Here is a 17,075-nt window from a genome sequence, read left to right on the forward strand (position 1 = left end):
ACTGGTGGCGCCGGCTGTCTCAGCCCTCCCGGAGTGATGCCTTCGCAAAAGCTCAGATGGCTGAGCAAAAATCCCGCCCTACAAGGCCTGGTGGTTTTCAGGAGCGACGGCATACATCAGGTATGTCGAAGTCCTTAAAAAAGCCGTAATACCGTAGGGCGGACTTTTTGCGACTGCCATCAAGAGTGACCCTCAAGACGGGGTGGGGTGTATTGACTTTTTCGCGCAAATCCAGTACTTTTACCTACCATCAAAGTCCCATCATACCTCTAGCTGCGGCCCTGAAGAACTCATTCCCTTGCGGCCGCCGGATCTAAAGGAATCTATTCTTGGTCAACGAAACCCTCAAATACCCTCTTGGCATTCGCCTGTGGCAGAGCGAGATGCGCACCGGTCAGCACCGCCTCCGGGAAGGCTATGCCTTTTCTCTTCTTGAAAACTGCTCCGATTCCTATCGGTTCACAGCGTTGGCCGATGCATCAAGGGTGGCCGATATTGTCCGCTCCTTTGCCTCCTGTCTGCCGGAGGAAGCCTTTTTCATTCTGGAATTCTATCAGGATTTCCAGGACGATAAAGAGGACGACAGCGAGGATCCGGTTCCAACAGTCTATTACTCCCCCTACTTGCCGACGGAGGAACTCCTCAGCACCATTGAACCGTATCTCCACCGCCTGATCCATGACGGGTTTGTCGGCTTCGGCCTGGCCAATAATCGGGCCGGCATGGAGCTTTTCTATTCGGAGGAAAAGGTTCTGACCAGTTTCACCAGCAACCATATCCGGATCATGGATCTGTTCACCCGGCACGGGCTCACCCATCAACCCGACCTTCTGCATCCCGCAGATTACGGCCACGACCATCTTTCTCTGCTGTGCCACCCCCGGGAAACTCTCCCGGAACCCTTCTCCACTATGCCTGAATCCGAGCTCGACTATATTCATTTCTGTGGCGAACTGACCGAGATGCTTGATATGTATCCTGTGGAAGAGAGCCTTTCCTTCTTTCTCTCCAAAAAAGACCAGGATGCTATCGAGAAACGGCTCGCAAACCATCCGGATTTCGAGGAATACCGTGATGAGGACTTCGGCAGCCTCCTGCTGGACTGGAACGATTTCGTCAATGAATGCGAGGCGGTTTTCGAGGGCGACCTTTGGGAATATCGCCAGGGACTCAACCTCCGCGACATGATACAGTATGTGGTCGAGGGAGTTTCGGCGACATTGCGCCAGAAGATACTCGATATCGTGGCCGAAGCCGATGAGCGGTTTCAGAAAAATCTGGTCGACCGCCGCAAACGCCTCGACCCGCCGGGAGACCTTCCTGTGCCCGAGGACCGATTCTGGTATCGGGGCATGGTGCGCAATCAGGGAGCCTATCTGCGCCGCGATCTTATCCGGCAGGGATGGTACAAGCCTTGAAAATCAGGTACAAGGTTAAAGGCCAAAGGCGAAAGGGAAAACCTCAATCCTTGGACCTTTTACCTTGAACCTTTAACCTTTAGCCTTCTGCCTGCCGTTATGATAGCCATCATCGCCGCCGTCCCTTTCGAAACCGATCTTCTGCGCCGGCACATGTCACCGTGCGAAGTGCGCAGGTGCGGGCGGCGCGATCTTTTTCGGGGAACTCTCTTCGGCCACGCCGTGGTTCTGCTTCATAGCGGGATTGGCAAAGCCGGCGCGGCAGCGGCCGCCACGGTTCTGCTGGAGTTCTGCAGACCCGCCGCCGTCATTGCCGTAGGATGTGGGGGGGCCTACCCCGGCAGCTCGCTGGCCGTCGGCGATCTGGCACTGGCCACGGAGGAGGTCTATGGAGACGAAGGCGTCCTGACCCCTGAGGGATTTTTCGACCTTCAACACCTCGGCTTTCCCAGCATTGAAAAAGAGGGGCGAAAATTCTTCAACCGCTTTCCCTGCGACTCCGATCTTTTTCAGTCTGCCCGGCCCCTGGTGGAACAGACGGCCGCCGCGATCGGCAGGAAAATGGCCGCTGGTCCCATAGTGACTGTCTCCACCTGCTCGGGGACATCCGCAGCCGGAGTTGAGCTCGCCAGTCGAACCGGCGGCATCTGCGAAAACATGGAAGGAGCCGCCATCGCCCAGATATGCGCCCTTCACGGAACACCTTTCCTTGAGCTTCGCGGCATCTCCAATCTCACCGAAAACCGTAATCTTGCCTCCTGGGACCTCAAGGGCGGAACCCTCGTGGCTCAGCAGGCCCTCATGAACTTTCTTCGCGACTGGCCCAAAGGAGGAGACAGGGCCTGATGAGGAACCTCTCGCTCGGCTATTCACCCTGCCCCAACGATACCTTCATCTTCTACGCCCTGGTCCACGGCCTGGTTTCCCTGGCGGACGTTAAGATCACCGAACGTCTGGAGGACGTGGAAACCCTGAACGCCCTGGCCGTCAAAAATGATCTCGACCTGACCAAGATCTCCTATCATGCCCTTGGCCACTTGCGGGGCGATTACGCCCTGCTGCGCAGCGGCGGGGCTCTGGGACGCGGATGCGGGCCGCTGGTGGTGGCCAGGGAACCCGCTGCCATGACCGACCTGAAAGGCAAACGCCTCGCCATACCAGGAAAACTGACCACCGCCAATCTTCTGCTGCAGCTCTATGGAGAGGGATATGAAAATCCGTTGATTCTCCCTTTCCACGAGATCATGACCGCCGTTGTCCGGGGCGAAGTCGATGCCGGGGTGATCATCCACGAATCGCGCTTTACCTATGCGGCGCACAATCTGGTGCAGGTACTTGATCTGGGTGCCTGGTGGGAGGCGGAAACGGGACTGCCGATTCCGTTGGGAGGGATTCTGGCCAAGCGCTCTCTGGGTGCGGAACTGATTGGAAGGATCGAAGCGGCTCTGCGACGGAGCGTCGAATATGCCTTTTCCCGTCCCGAAGAACCCCGGGCCTACATCCGGGCACATGCGCAGGAGATGGAAGATGAGGTCATCAATCGCCACATAGGCCTTTACGTCAACGAATTCTCCCTCGATCTCGGTCCAGAAGGGGTGCAGGCGGTCGAAACGCTCCTCGCCCGGGCCGAGGAGCGCCATATCATTCCCTCAGGTAATCTTCCCCTTTTCGCGACCTGATTTCCGCTTCGTCCCTAATCCTGGACCTTTCCACCACCGAGACGGAGTTTTGCCGGTCGAATGCCCGCACATCCGGAAAAATATTTCAGCCCCTCCTCTCTTAGTCCTTTCAGCCTTTGTTACCGATTCAAAATGCCGGTCTACATGATAACCACACCTTCTAACCGTAGTTAGCCTGTTAATCGGCGAAAAAAGCTGACCTCGGCTCAGCGAGAATGAATGTTTCTAAACCATCGATATACACACTAAAACAAAAATCGATATAACATGTTGTTTTAACATGTTTTTTTAATCGTCGACCCTTGCGTTGCTCGGATAGAACGTTTATACTTTGAGCGTATCTGATAAAACCTTCCACATATCGCGAAAGGAGATCGCCGATGAGATGTCCCGTTTGCAAGAGCCATGAACACAGCGAAATGGACCTGCATGCCGAAGGGTTCTATGAAGACATCATCGAATGCAGGATCTGCGGATCCAGTTGGTCCGTCAACCATGGCAGGGCCGAAGTCGTCAGGGATACGCAGAGGAACTCGTTCATGGAAGCCCTGTCCGAATGCGTCGAGGCTGATGATTACGCCTGGGCGGTTTAGGGCCGTGAGGAGTGAGGGACGGTTTAACGACTCCCCCGATACCATCAATTAAAAACCCCGCCTTATTAAGGCGGGGTTTTTAATTGATGAACAGTCGGACTAGATACGGCGCCGGGGCGGCAATCGACGCTCTGGTGTTTTTTTCTCCTCACACCTCACGCCTTTCGCCCCCTCAGAGCACCGCATGCAGATATTCACTCGTGCGGGCGCGTTGCTCCTTCTCGATCTCCTTGGGATCGGTTTCGACGAACTTCTCGTCGGGGGTTACCTTGAACAGCGGCTGCCCCTTGGAGACAATGGTGCCGTCTCCACCCTCAATGAGGATCTTGTCGATGGTCCCGGAGAAAGGCGCCGGGACCTTGTTAAACATCTTCATGACTTCGAGGATGAAGAGCGGCTGCCCTTTTTCGAAGTGCATCCCCTCGGCGACGAATGGCGGCATCCCGGGGGCTTCCTGAGCATAGTACATCCCGCCGCCTGGAGTCACGATCTCGTCGGCTTTCGTGGAAGGCGGAGGCACCAGCACCTTCTTCATCTGCGCCTGCAGGTCAGGATCGTTCAGATACTCGGGGATGGTGACCTCCAGATTTTCCTCCACCCTGAAAGCGAAGAAATCTGTTCTCTCGGCGACCAGGAAGAGGATGCCGAACAGCTCGTTGCCTATTTCGTAGCCCTGATGCGCCGAACGGATCTGCTCCCAGGTCCCGGCATCGAAGCCGCCTTGAGGTTGGTCGTTCCCAAGGATGCCGTTGAGCTTGACGAATTCTTCCTTCTTCAGGCCGAATTTATCGCGCAGATCGGCGTAGAACTTCAGCGCGTCCTGCAACAGGTCGTTGTCGTGAGTCCAGATAACCTCGGCGGCGGGAGCCTCCGGGCGCCAGTTCATATTGAGATACCGGTATGTCTCTTCCAGGATGATCAGCGGATTGCGCAGCCAGACGATCTTGCCGTTTTCGATACTGAAATTCTTCCTATTGAGGCTCAGCCATCCCGAAAGGAGGTGCGGGTCCTCCAGCAGCTTCTCCATCGGGCGGGTCAGCAGCGTGCCCTTGCGGTCGAGGACGGCCGAGACCGCCTTGGCGACCTCGGGATTCTCCCCATAGAGTTTGCCATAATGCTTCTTCATGGCCAGGAAGGCGTATACCACATCTAGCTTGGCGGCCTCTTCCTTCAGTTTGCCGACCAGGGTGAGGTAGGGGACCACGAAGCGGGTGGTCGGCTTGGCCATGACATTGTTGCCGATGAACCAATTGACCAGACCGTAGTGGAACTCGAGATTGGTGGCCAGATCCGTGCCGCGCAGGGTGGTGCTGCGGAGAACCTTGGAGAGATGATTGTAACTGTCGATGCGGTCCTCTCCTTTGGTCAGCAGCAGGGCGATGTTCGAATCGTAGGCCCCGGCCACCTTATACCGCATGAACAGGCCCGTGTCCGGATTGACCAGGCAGATTCCCTGATCATCCCGGATTTCGCCTTCGATCGGATTGGACCAGTAGCGGACCATTCCGCCGGCGGCGGGTGAAAGCGAGGCGTCTGTGGCGTTGAGGCGCGCTTCGGCTCCGGCACCGAAACGGGGCAGGCGCTCAGGGCGGGGGAGGCGCTCCTTGTGCCGGGCCAGCAGGGCCATCGCTTCGACCAGAGACTCGACAATGAAGTAATCGTTCTTATCGTCGGGATTGGTGAATTTGAGCTTGTAGACAAGCTCGGTCACCCGGTGCTCGACCTGGATGCGGGTGTTGACTTCCATGAAATAATGGCGGTCCCGATCGACGATGCACTCGAAGGTCGAAGCGGAATCGAGCGCAACGGCAGTGCCGAAACGCTCCGACTGCTCTTCCATGCGTTTGAGAACTTCGAGGTCGGTGGCAAGAGCCTCGGCCTGAGCTTTCAGACCGGCCTTCTGGGCCTTCTCGATCTCCAGGGCAAGCCCCTCCTGCGTGACGGAGATCTCGAGAAGCTTCTGCTCGTGCATCTGCAGGGAGCAGTCTCGGCCACCGAGGGCGATGGCCCACTCACCGTTGCCGAGGAGCTGAATTTCGTTATGCCGGGTCTGCTCGATATTCAGTTCGATGAGGACGTTCTTGTTGTCGCCGACGCCATTGGCCTTGACCTCGTTGAGGACCTCTCGCACCAGCCCCGGGGCGTCGGAAGCGGCCCGGGCGATATCGCCGTCGCTCGGATTCTTTTTAGTCAGCAGGGAGGCACCCAGGATGCGCTGACCCTTGCCGCCGCCGCCGCCGATCGCTTTGAGACGGATGCGGGCTCCGGGATAATTTCTGAACATGTCGACGCATTCGGACTGAACCCGGGTACAGAGCTCATCGATGGAAAAGAGATCGATCCCCTTGGCATAGGATGCAAAGAGGATGTGGTCGGCAAGGGTCTCAAGAGGAAGGCTTTCGTCGGCCAGAATCTTCTGATCGCAATTCAGCCCCTCCGCCTTGACAACGGCCAGCAGCGCCTCGCGGCTGGGGTGCTTCGCGATCAGGGTGCGGGCTGTTACGTTGTCGATGCCCGGGGTGACGGAAACGCCCACCTGCAGGGCCGTCCGCTTGGCCTCGTCCTTCTTGCCGGCAGCCCTCTGGGTGGCGGCGCAGGGGCCGATGAACTTGAGCCCGGCATCCTCAATCGCCGCCACGAATTCATCATCCTCGGCCATGAAACCGTAGCCGGCGAAGATGGAGTCGTAGCCGTTGTCCTTGGCAATCCGGATGATCTGACCGATGCGCTCAATCCGCTCCTCCTTGCTTGCGCCGGTGTAGTCGGGCACCCGGTGGACGCGGGTGGAGTCCGTCAACTGACGCAGCTCGGGAGAAAGGGCATTGGGATAGACGATGGAGTCCTTCTCGGAGAGGAGGATGCCGTAATGGGTAATCCCCATCTCCTCGTAGACGTCCATGGCCTCCTTGCGGATCGGACCGCGGCAGACGATCAGCGGCTTGAGATCCTCGCAGGAGAACGAGCGAACCCACTCGGAATCGGATTGACCCAGACGGCGGTCCCGGTGAATCAGAGGGTTGTTTTTATAATAATCGACGGGCTTTTCCATGGACTTCATCTCCAATTCCCTGGTTTGTCTCTTAGCGGCCATGGGTATCACCTTCATGCTTTGACCTTTCATATCTCATATCCCTCGGAGTTTAATGGAATTCGCGCTGGATGGACTGCATCGGCGACGGCTTGTAGTGCCGGAGGAAGAAGTTCATGTTCTCCCCTAGCACCTTGCGCAGATCAGTGGGCATGACGATGGAGGAGATGGACCCCAGGGCGAGGCCCTCCTTCGGGTTCATCAGCTCTTTCTCGTAACGCAGGTTGAGAGCCGCCTCTTCCAGCTTCAACCATTCGGCGGCTTCCTTCTCCGCGTCCTTCTTGGCCTCCTCGCCTTCCATGCCGGCAGAGGTGCGCTCCTTAACTCCCTGCTTGACGCGCGCGGCGATAGAGCCGCGCAGCTTGCGCAGCTCATCCTTGTAGACGAACTCCTTGCCCGCCGGACCCATGACGGCCAGGCGGGTCGTCGGAAGGGCCAGGACCAGATCGGCGCCGGTCGGGTAGTTGTTGTAGGAGGCATAGGCGCCGCCGAAGGCGTTGCGCAGGATGAGCAGAATGCGCGGTGTGCGCACGTCGATAATGGAGTCCAGCATGGAGCGGCCGGCCTGAACGATGCCGCGGGCTTCCTGCTCGCGGCCGGGGAGGAACCCGGTGGTGTCCTCCATGAAGATCAGGGGAATGTTGTAGATATTGCAGAAGCGCACGAAGCGGGCGATCTTCATGGCCGAATCGCAGTCGATCTGACCGGAAGCCACGGCGCTGTTGTTGGCCACGAAGCCCACCACGTTGCCGCCCAGACGGCCGAAAGCAGTGACAGCTTCCCGGGCCCGCTCGGGCTGGATTTCGAAGTAGTCGCCATGATCGCAGATCTGCTGGATGACGATAGATACATCGAAGGGAGTGTTGAAGCCGGTGGGGCTGTTGAAGGCCTTCTTCAGCAGAGTATTGATTTCCCAGGTCTTGCGGTCCAGGGGGTCGCTGGTGGTCTGGAAGGGAGCCATCATGCTGTTGTTGTCGGGAAGATAGCTGAGCAGCCGCACGGCGGTGCGCAGGGCGGCGACTTCGTCGGCAACCGTCACGTCGACGACGCCAGAGGCTCCGTGAACCTTGGGTCCGCCCAGCTCTTCGGGAGTGATGTCTTCACCCAGAACCGACTTGACGACCCCCGGCCCGGTGAGACCGAAGAAGGTGTCATTGGGCTGGATCAGGAAGCTGCCCTGGCGGGGAAGATAGCTGCCGCCGCCGGCATTGAAGCCGAACATGCACATGATGGAGGGGACGACTCCGCTGATTTTGCGCAGGGCGGTGAAAGCCTCGGCGTAGCCGTCGAGGCCTCCGACTCCGGCCGGCACAAAGGCGCCGGCGCTGTCATTCATCCCGATAAGTGGAATCCCCTTCTCGCCGGCCATCTGGAAAAGACGGGCCAGCTTGTTGCCGTTGGTGGCATCGATGGAGCCGGCGCGCACGGTGAAGTCATGACCGTAGAGGGCCACATCACGACCGCCGATGTTCAGGATCCCGGTAACCAGGGAGGCCCCATCCAGGTTCTTGCCCCAATTCTGAAAGAGAACATTAGGCTCCTGGTCGGTCAGAACCTTGATTCTTTCCCAGACGGTCATGCGCTTCTTGAAGTGCTGTTTTTCCACCTGCGCGACGCTGACCGATTTGATGGGGCGCTCGGTCAGAGCGTGTCCCTCTTGCATGGCAGCTTCGTAGCCGCCCGCTTTCCCGGCGATTTCTCCGGGAATATTGAATTCGACCGCTTCCTTTGAATCAAATGGATTCTTCAATGAAGGTTTAATCGCTTTTTCGGACATTTGCTCATCCCTCTTGTTGGGTTTGACGGCCTCCCGGAAAAACGGCGATTGCTGCCGTGAACCGGCTTGCCTGTGGTATAACAGCCTCAGAATGCTTGAAACTGCATTGCGCAAAATGATTATTTTTATCAAACATCGTTTTTTAAACCTCTATTACAAAACAAAAAATAAGGCGATTTGTCAAGGAAAATTTTATTTAGGATAAAAAACTAAAGATCTCTCGGAACCCCATTTTTCGAAGGTTCAACGTTGGCTCTTGATCCGTCCGTGGATGTTCGGCACAAGGGGAGCAGAGAGAAGGAGCTCTCGCAATAGCGTTCTATGTTCTTGATATTCTATGACTGAATTCCGGATAGCCGCCGAGCCGCGGCATGAAGGTTCCCCCAGATGCAAATCGGAGGGTGGGCTTTCATCGGTGGAATTTTCCACTCCTATCCTCCCGGATCCGTCCCCCGATTCCTTTCAGCCTGATTTCCTCAGCTGATTTAAATTTCCCGAAAATTATGCGGCACAAGAGGAAGGAGAGAGTCGGGCTCGCCTCTTTCAGTAGTCCGATACTATTCGAAATATGTGCCTGGTGGCGCTGTAGGGGTCCGAGGAAACCACGTAGAGATTGTTCTGCTCATCAAAGGCGATCCCCGAGAGGTTCCTGTGTCTTCGGGAAAAGGTAATGAATTCCCCCCCGATGCCATCGGGTTCGAACCGGAATATGGTGCCGGTTTCGTTGTCGGTGACGTATATCCGGTTCAGATTGACGGCGATCCCCTCCGGGGCCATGAGACCATCGGAGTGGTCGGCAAAGACCGTGGTTTCGCCGGAGGGAGAAACTTTAAAAACCGCCCGCGCCTTTTCGTCCGTTATGTAGAGATTTCCCTGTTCATCAAAAGCAAGTTCCTCTGGAGTTTTCAGGCCGTCCAGGGAGGAGGCCATGACCTGCCGCTGCCCACCGGCATATTTCACGACCATAGACAATACTTCGTCGGCAAGGTAAAGGTCGCCCCTTGCGTCGACGGCGAGGCCTTCCGGAGATTTCAGCCCGGTTTCTGCAACAATGATGGGAATCGTGCCGGCGGCGGCATACTTAAGGACCTTTCCCTGAGAGTCGTCAGCCACGAAAATATCGCTCTGCCAGACTGCGAGCCCCTCGGGAGAGACCAGACCCGTCGCGCCGTCGGCATAGACACGGCCGTTGCCGTTCAGATCGAAGACGAGAATGCTGGAAGCGGCTTCATCTCCGACGACGAGGCCATGAACCGGGCTGAATATCAATCCGTCCGGTCCCTTGAGCCCGTCGGAGACGTCGGCGAAAATGGAAATGGCCTGCCCGAGTTCGAAGATGACCGGCTCATCGCCAACGCCGAAAGCTCCCTTGATTCCCACGGCCGCGATGGCCGATAAAAAAACGATCCCCCAGAAGCTCCGTCTCATGAGGGTCGAAGGGGTATATGTCCCGACTCTGGTCAGGGTCAGTCCGAGCGTTCGCCCTTTGATCTGGCACAGGTTCACCACAAAGGCGCACAGGAAAAGGGTTGCGGCTGTGAATTCCATCAATTCTTCCAGTGAATTGAGCAGATGGAAGGTACTTATGTAGCGGTCAAGGAACCGGAAGAGAAAATCGAAGGAATCGATGAGCATCGCGACCGACAGGGAAAGTATTCCTGAACAAAGAACCATGAAGAAAAAATTGTCCCGGCCGAAAATTTCTCTTTTAAAGGTTTTGTAAAAAACAGCGACGAAGGCGCCAGCGCCAAGGGCATACAGGCCGGTGATCATGTCATCGAACCAGTTTACGCCATGGAGCATTTTTGAGATCTTCTCATGCAGCATGAAAAATTCATCCATTCCGGCAAACAGGAATGCCGCCGAAAGGGTGAACCAGAACAGTTTTGCAATCCGCTCCGATCCCGGGCTGAAGGGTAAAAACATTCCATTCAGGTAAGCGGTCAAGGAACAGAGAATGAGAAACAGAGCGGAGAAAAAGGTCAGAGCGGATTTTTCCCAAAAAAAGAATATGTCAGGCTTGTCAAAGATCCAGATCGAGCAGAGAAGGATGGCTTCCGCCAGGAGGAAATAGAGCAGAAGTCGTTTTTTCAAATCTCTGACCGGCATTACGTAAAGCAGGGCAAAAAGAACAAGGATCACCTGGAAAGCGACCACGAGAAAGTGGGCCCTGATAAAGACTTCAAGAGGGGCGGGTTGGCCGGCAAGAATTTCCAGAAGGTTCACAAGGTCGGGGGAAAAGAAATAGCCGAACAGCAGGATGACGCACAGGGCTGCAGCCGTGAGGATGGCGACAGGGGGACTTTTGACGGCGCGGGCGTTCTCTGCAGAATTCTGCGCCTGCACTCCGGATTCCGACAGGCTCGGCAAGGGATTTTCTCCTTTGCTCTCAGGGATGTGCAGCAAAACAGGGATGGCAATTCAATTCGGTACCCTCATTTATAGCGCCGATGCCGGACCTGTCAAACCGCATTGTTCAAGCCGCACCAATAAAAAGGCCGGCACCCGGTCAAGGGCGTCGGCCTTCTGCTGTTTTGCCGCGGAATCTCGCGTCAGCCTTTCATGTGCACCGCCTTGATAAAGTGCGCATCGACGGCGGCTTCCAGTCTCTCGAGTGTTTTCTCGTCGGCGGGGGTATCCAGAGAAAGAACCACCATCGCTTCACCAGCTTTGGCCTGCCTTCCCAGATTCATGAAGCCGATATTGATTCCGGCTTCACCGAGAATGGTGCCGATCCTGCCGATCAGCCCCGGCTTGTCGGCATAGGTGATGACCAGCATGTGTTCCTCTGGCGTGAAATCGGTAAGGAAATCGCGCATCTTGACGACCTTGGGGATCCCCTCGAACAGGGTTCCGGCGATGCTGCGCCGTCCCTCGGCGGATTCGAGAGTCAGGGTGATCAGATTGGAGAAGGACTCGGATTCGGTTGTGCGGACCTCCTCTACGGCGATTCCCATGTTCCTTGCCACCAGCCGAGCATTGACCATATTCACTTCCTGCTCGGTGTGGCAATTGAGCAGCGCCGCCAGCCCGCAGACGGTGATGGGAGCGCAATCGTAACGGGCGAGCTTGCCGTTGTATGTGAATGTGACCTTGTTGGGATTTGGCGCGGCAAGTTGGGAGACGAACTCGCCGATCTTGCCGACAAGTCCCATGAAGGGCTTCATATGCTCCATGAGGTCGGGATCGAATTTGGGAATGTTGACGGCGTTTTCCAGGGAGCGTCCGTCAAGATAATTGACGATCTCCCGGCTCACGTCGACGGCCACGTTTTTCTGGGCCTCAAACGTATTTGCGCCCAGGTGGGGCGTGACCACCATGCGGGGGTGGGCAATGAGCTTTTTAAGGGTCTCGGTGCGCGGGGGCTCTTCGCTCCAGACATCGAAGGCGGCTCCGCCGACCTTGCCGCTTTCCAGGGCGGCGAGCATCGCTCCTTCATTGATGATTCCCCCACGGGCGCAGTTGATGATGATGACCCCGTCCTTCATTCCCTTGAAGTGCTCGGCATCGATCAAATTGTGGGTTTCTTCATTGAGGGGAGTATGCACTGTGATGATATCGGCAAAACGGACGATATCATCCAGATGCACCAGCCGGACGCCGAGGTCGGTCGCCCGTTTTTCCGAGACGTAAGGGTCGCAGGCGATCACTTCGGCCTCGAAGGCCTTGCAGCGCATGGCCACCCTGCCCCCGACCTTGCCGATGCCGATAATGCCGACGGTCTTGCCTTTGAGTTCGTAGCCGGTGAAAGGTGCCCGTTTCCAGTCACCAGATTTGAGACTGGCATTGGCAACGGTCACGTTGCGGCACAGAGACAGAAGAATCGCCATCGTATGCTCGGCCGCCGAGTTGACGTTGCCGAAAGGAGCGTTGACGACGATGATCCCCTTATTGCTGGCATATTCGACATCGACGTTGTCGATACCCACCCCCGCCCGGGCCACGATCTTAAGCCGGTGAGCGTGGTCGAGCAGGGGAGCGTCGACCTGGGTGCCGCTTCGGGTAATGATGGCGTCATATTCGCCGATCACCCGATGAAGCTCCTCGATGGAGAGGCCAAGCTTGATATCGAGTTCGATGCGGGGATCGTCAAGAAGGGGCTGGAGCCCCTCCCGGGAAATTTCGTCGGTGATGAGGACCTTCATGAGCGCTCCTTGGTGCCGGACCGGCGTCGGTCGGTTCGGCCGACACCTTTGCATGGATTTTAAAAGCGAGAAGTTTAGAACCTTTGCCTTGTCGTGTCAACGACGTATGCATTTCCCGGCCTGCCGTTCATGGCTATTTTATCACCTGCAGGCGCCCCTTCATGCTTCCTTTCTTTTCCGGCTCCTCTGTCGCCTCCGGAACCTCGGAGGACATCTCCGTTTCGGCTCCGATCCTCGGCAGGGTGCCCGATGAAACCATTCCGACAACCGCATCGGCGATGGTCAGACACTGCTTCATGCAGACCCGGCGAGCGGGGCAGGTGGTGCAGTCTGCCTCGCCTCCGGCGGATCGCAAGGCATGAACGACCAGATCGACGCTTTCGATCTGCGAGAGGGGGATGAAGAACATAAGTATTCCTTTATCATTGGTCATTGGTCATTTGTTTCAAGGCTCAAACCAGAATCGCAGGGCTTCAGGTTTTTGCCAGTGACAAATGACCAGGGACCAATGACGATTTTTACAGTTTTCTCCCGGCCGCTTCGGCAAATTTTCGCAGCTTTTGCATCATTCCATCAAAATCGCCCGGGCGCAGGGATTGGGGACCGTCGCTGGAAGCCTTTTCGGGATGGGGATGGACTTCGACGATCAGTCCGTCGCAGCCGGCCGCCACGGAAGCGTAGCACATGGCGGGGACGAGGCTGGCATGGCCTGTGGCGTGGGAGGGGTCGACGATCACCGGCAGGTGGGTCTGCTCCTTGAGCACCGGCACCGCCGAGATGTCCAGAGTGTTGCGGGTGGCTGTTTCGAAGGTGCGGATGCCGCGCTCGCAGAGCATGACCCGGCGGTTTCCCTCGGCCAGGATATACTCGGCGCTCATCAGGAATTCCTGAATGGTGGTGGCCATTCCCCGCTTGAGAAGAATCGGCTTGTCCAACTGCCCCAGCATCTTGAGCAGAGCGAAATTCTGTACGTTCCGCGCTCCCACCTGCATGATGTCGGCATAACGGGCCACCAGCTCGACATCCCTCGGATTGACCACCTCGGTGACGATGGGCAGCCCCGTCTCCTGACGGGCCAGCGCCAGCAGCTTGAGACCCTCCTCTTCCATCCCCTGGAAGGAATAGGGACTGGTGCGCGGCTTGAAGGCCCCGCCCCGCAGGACGGTGGCCCCAGAGTCTTTGACCGCTCGCGCCGTCTCCAGGATCTGCTCCTCGCTCTCCACCGAACAGGGCCCGGCCATGACCACCAGTCGCTCACCTCCCACCGAAATTCCTCCGGCCACCTCCACCAGGCTCGGTTCTGGCTTTACTTCGCGGCCCGCCAGTTTGTAAGGCTTGAGGATGGGCACCACGTTTTCCACTCCGGGCATCGATTCGAGGGCCTGAAGCACCGACTTGCCACTCTCGCCGCCGACCGCGCCGATGACGTTGCGGGTCTCTCCGTGAATGACGTGAGGACGGTAGCCCAGTTCTCGGATGCGCTTTTTGACTTCTGCCAATTCTTCCTTGCTGACTCCCTGCTTCATGACGATGATCATGATTCTGCTCCTTTTGAATCGATGAATGGTGCGTGAACGACAACAGGCCACCCGATTGCTCCCGGCGGCCTGGTCATTCATCGATGCCAAAAGCGAAAAGACCACGGGAGAACCGGATTTTCGGCCTGCCCATGGTCTCTGATCCTGCGTCGGCTTTTTCGTTTTCCCTACGCCAGCAGACCTGCACCCCGGGCAGACGGCCTAAACCAAAAGCCGCACCAGAAGCAGAAGTCAAAAAAGCTGGCAAAAAAAGTGAACATGTCGGTTCCATGGAAAAACGAGATGGTGCTTTAGTAGCAGAACGGCGGGGAAATGGCAAGTGCGAAATGATCGAAGGGGTTACTCCCGCCACTCTTCCCCCTTCATGGAGCTGACGAACTGATTGACCCAACGGTGCACGTCATGGCGGCGGATGATCGTCTGGAGCAGAGACAGCCGCTGGCGGCGGTCTTCCGGCTCCATGGTGAAGGCCCTGTAAATCGCATCCGCCGTACCATCTATATCATAAGGGTTAACGAGGAGAGCCGCTTTGCCCATCTGGTCCGCGGCGCCGGCGAATTCGCTCAGGATCAGCACTCCGTTCTGATCGACGGAGGCGGCGCAATATTCCTTGGCCACCAGGTTCATGCCGTCGCGCAGCGGAGTAATCAGGGCGATCTCCGAGGTCCGGTAATGAGCCAGCAACTGAGTCGGCTCAAGGCTGCGATAGACATAGTGGATGGGAATCCATCCCTGCTCGGCGAAACGCGCATTGATCCGACCGGCGAGCTGATCGAGGAGCTCCTTCAGATTCTGATAATCGGGAACAAGGGTCCGGCTCGGCACCACCACCTGCAGGAGGGTGATCTTCCGGCGGATCTCGGGGTATTTTTCAAGGGCTCTCTCAAAGGCCAGGAAGCGTTCGGGAAGCCCCTTGGTATAGTCCAGCCGGTCGATGCCCAGCACCAGCTGCCGTCCCTGGAGGTTCTCGTGCAGATACCAAGCCGCCTCTTCCACCGCTTTGGTGCGGGCTCCCCGGTTGAACTCCTCAAAGTCGATGCTGATGGGGAAATGCCCCACCTTCACCTTTCGCGAGCCGTATCGAAGCAGCGTGTAATGACGCAGACGGCTCACCACTTCCGCCTCGGGGAGCATGGCGATGGCGCAGTTGACGAAATTGCGCCTGTCGCGCAAGGTCTGAAAGCCGATCAGGTCGTACTCCATCATGCCGCGGAGGAGTTCAATCTTCCACGGCAGACGGCTGAAAAGATCGGCCGACGGGAAGGGAATGTGCAGAAAGAAGGCCAGGGTCTGTTTGATTCCTTCTTCTCGGAGGTAACCGCCCACCAGTGTGAGCTGATAATCGTGAACCCAGATGAAGTCGTCGTCCTTGCTCTCCTCGGCCACAATGGAAGCGAAGCGACGGTTCACCTCCTGATAGGTCCTCCAGTTTTCCAGACTGAAGTTGCAGTAGCCCAGCAGGTCGTGGAAGAGGGGCCAGAGTGTCTCATTGGAAAATCCCAGGTAATACTTCTCCACCTCTTCTTCCGTCAGGGGAACGCCCTTTAAACGGTAATCCTGCTCTTTGCCGAAGTCCTCGAACAGCTTCTGCAGGGGAGCTTCCTCGCCGCACCCCGGCCAGCCGATCCAGAGCCCCCGATTTTTCTTCATCACCGGAGCCAGCGCAGTGATAAGGCCCCCAGAGCCCGGGGCAATCCTCCAGTTTCCCTCCTCTTCATCGATCACGATGGGCAGCCGGTTCGATACGACCACCAACCGCTTGTCAATCTTCTTCTTCATGGACCTCTCCCATCTGAGGCGCAGACCGCAAGCCATTGAGACAGAAATTGCAGCAACTCCTCCGGCGGCTCCAGCCGCAATTCGGCCGCGGTCGGACGCGGCTCCCGGCGCACCAGAACGCTCAGCCCCCTCCCCTCCATGACGCGGAAGGCATCTTCGTCGGTCCGGTCATCCCCCAGGTAGGCGACGGCAGCCCCCTCATCCAGATCGGCAAAGATCCGCCGCACCGCAAACCCCTTGTCCCTCCCCGGAACGCGCAGTTCGAGCCCGCCGTCGAAAGGGTGAAGCTCAAGGCCGCCGCGCTCGGCCAGGGGCGTCCAGGCCTCTGTCATTTCGTTTTCAAGCCGTGCGATTTTTTCCGGATCCAGACCCCGCCAGTGAAAGGCCACCGACACGGGCTTTCTCTCGCAGCGCTCCGCGAAACCGGCCTGCCGAACCCGGCACTCTGCTTCCTCCAGGGCTTTGGCAGCCATTTCGGGCAGGTCTCCAAGCTCATAGCCGCCATCAGGCAGCAGGCGCTCCCATCCGTGACAACCCCAGATCTCCGGAGGCTGCTCCAGTCCAAGAAGGGGGAGAAGATCTTCGATGCTGCGCCCGCTGATGATCACCATCCGGGTCTTCCCGTAGGCCAGAATGGCTTCGAGCTCCTCCCGAACTCCGGCGTAGGGAACAGCCTGGTTCCGCTCCTCCCGGAATGGCGCCAGGGTTCCGTCGTAATCGAGGAGCAGTGCACGTTGCGACGCCTGTCGCAGACTCCGCCAGAAGGCGTTCAGTTTTGCGCTGTCGGCTGGATCCATTATGCCCTTCCTGGCATTCCGCTTCACCCGGGATGGATCATGAAATTCATCAATAAAATTAGCTATTAACTATAGCACAACAAATGAAACTCGCAATAATAGAGGGGACGCTTGGGCATTTCAGCCATCGATCATTTTTTCTTGACAGCTCCCGGCGATTCCGCTATAAAGTGTACCTTCTTCGCCCAGATAGCTCAGTCGGTAGAGCAGAGGACTGAAAATCCTCGTGTCGGCAGTTCGATTCTGTCTCTGGGCACCAGA

At 57.3% G+C, this 17,075-nt stretch carries 12 protein-coding genes and 1 tRNA gene; 5 read left to right on the forward strand and 8 right to left on the reverse strand.

All coding sequences use genetic code 11. The annotated features are described in order from the left end of the window. Nucleotides 1-329: 329 nt before the first annotated feature. The 4 genes from DTF_RS0107835 to DTF_RS0107850 all read left to right on the forward strand — a co-directional run bounded on the left by DTF_RS0107835 (nt 330) and on the right by DTF_RS0107850 (nt 3,690). Entirely contained in the window at nt 330-1,418 is a 1,089-nt protein-coding gene (locus tag DTF_RS0107835; RefSeq protein WP_027714878.1) for a hypothetical protein, read from the forward strand. A 99-nt stretch (nt 1,419-1,517) separates the two neighbouring features. Further along, nucleotides 1,518-2,264 carry a futalosine hydrolase gene (gene mqnB / locus DTF_RS0107840; protein WP_051361123.1) on the forward strand — a complete coding sequence of 249 codons (747 nt, stop codon included), beginning with the start codon at nt 1,518-1,520 and terminating at the stop codon, nt 2,262-2,264. Beyond that, nucleotides 2,264-3,097, forward strand: coding sequence for a menaquinone biosynthesis family protein (locus DTF_RS0107845; RefSeq protein WP_027714880.1), 834 nt, complete (start codon nt 2,264-2,266; stop codon nt 3,095-3,097). The genes mqnB and DTF_RS0107845 overlap by 1 nt, the downstream gene beginning before the upstream one ends. A 380-nt stretch (nt 3,098-3,477) precedes the next feature. Next, nucleotides 3,478-3,690 carry a hypothetical protein gene (locus DTF_RS0107850; protein WP_027714881.1) on the forward strand — a complete coding sequence of 71 codons (213 nt, stop codon included), beginning with the start codon at nt 3,478-3,480 and terminating at the stop codon, nt 3,688-3,690. A gap of 172 nt (nt 3,691-3,862) precedes the next feature. On the opposite strand, the gene DTF_RS0107855 is transcribed toward DTF_RS0107850, so the two are convergent. The 8 genes from DTF_RS0107855 to otsB all read right to left on the reverse strand — a co-directional run bounded on the left by DTF_RS0107855 (nt 3,863) and on the right by otsB (nt 16,814). Continuing rightward, complete coding sequence (locus tag DTF_RS0107855) at nt 3,863-6,739, reverse strand: biotin/lipoyl-containing protein (protein ID WP_027714882.1); 2,877 nt, start codon at nt 6,737-6,739, stop codon at nt 3,863-3,865. Nucleotides 6,740-6,830: 91 nt separating this feature from the next. Further along, nucleotides 6,831-8,555: an acyl-CoA carboxylase subunit beta gene (locus tag DTF_RS0107860; protein ID WP_027714883.1), complete on the reverse strand. Its 1,725-nt coding sequence runs from the start codon at nt 8,553-8,555 to the stop codon at nt 6,831-6,833. A gap of 543 nt (nt 8,556-9,098) precedes the next feature. Next, nucleotides 9,099-10,925: an NHL repeat-containing protein gene (locus tag DTF_RS25360; RefSeq protein WP_027714884.1), complete on the reverse strand. Its 1,827-nt coding sequence runs from the start codon at nt 10,923-10,925 to the stop codon at nt 9,099-9,101. A gap of 182 nt (nt 10,926-11,107) precedes the next feature. Continuing rightward, nucleotides 11,108-12,700, reverse strand: a complete 1,593-nt coding sequence (serA, locus tag DTF_RS0107875) for a phosphoglycerate dehydrogenase (RefSeq protein ID WP_027714885.1) — start codon at nt 12,698-12,700, stop codon at nt 11,108-11,110. A gap of 133 nt (nt 12,701-12,833) precedes the next feature. Further along, nucleotides 12,834-13,109 carry a hypothetical protein gene (locus DTF_RS0107880; RefSeq protein WP_027714886.1) on the reverse strand — a complete coding sequence of 92 codons (276 nt, stop codon included), beginning with the start codon at nt 13,107-13,109 and terminating at the stop codon, nt 12,834-12,836. Between the two features lie 109 nt (nt 13,110-13,218). Further along, nucleotides 13,219-14,238 carry a 3-deoxy-7-phosphoheptulonate synthase gene (gene aroF / locus DTF_RS0107885; RefSeq protein ID WP_027714887.1) on the reverse strand — a complete coding sequence of 340 codons (1,020 nt, stop codon included), beginning with the start codon at nt 14,236-14,238 and terminating at the stop codon, nt 13,219-13,221. Between the two features lie 339 nt (nt 14,239-14,577). Next, the gene (locus tag DTF_RS0107890) at nt 14,578-16,017 is read right to left on the reverse strand and encodes a trehalose-6-phosphate synthase (protein ID WP_027714888.1); all 1,440 of its coding nucleotides are present in this window, start codon (nt 16,015-16,017) and stop codon (nt 14,578-14,580) included. Beyond that, the gene (otsB, locus tag DTF_RS0107895; protein ID WP_051361125.1) at nt 16,014-16,814 is read right to left on the reverse strand and encodes a trehalose-phosphatase; all 801 of its coding nucleotides are present in this window, start codon (nt 16,812-16,814) and stop codon (nt 16,014-16,016) included. The genes DTF_RS0107890 and otsB overlap by 4 nt, the downstream gene beginning before the upstream one ends. A gap of 183 nt (nt 16,815-16,997) precedes the next feature. Between otsB and DTF_RS0107900 the strand changes: the two genes are divergently transcribed. Then, nucleotides 16,998-17,073: transfer RNA gene (locus DTF_RS0107900), tRNA-Phe, on the forward strand. Nucleotides 17,074-17,075 lie beyond the last annotated feature (2 nt).

It is taken from the genome of Desulfuromonas sp. TF (assembly GCF_000472285.1).
Classification (GTDB): domain Bacteria; phylum Desulfobacterota; class Desulfuromonadia; order Desulfuromonadales; family ATBO01; genus ATBO01.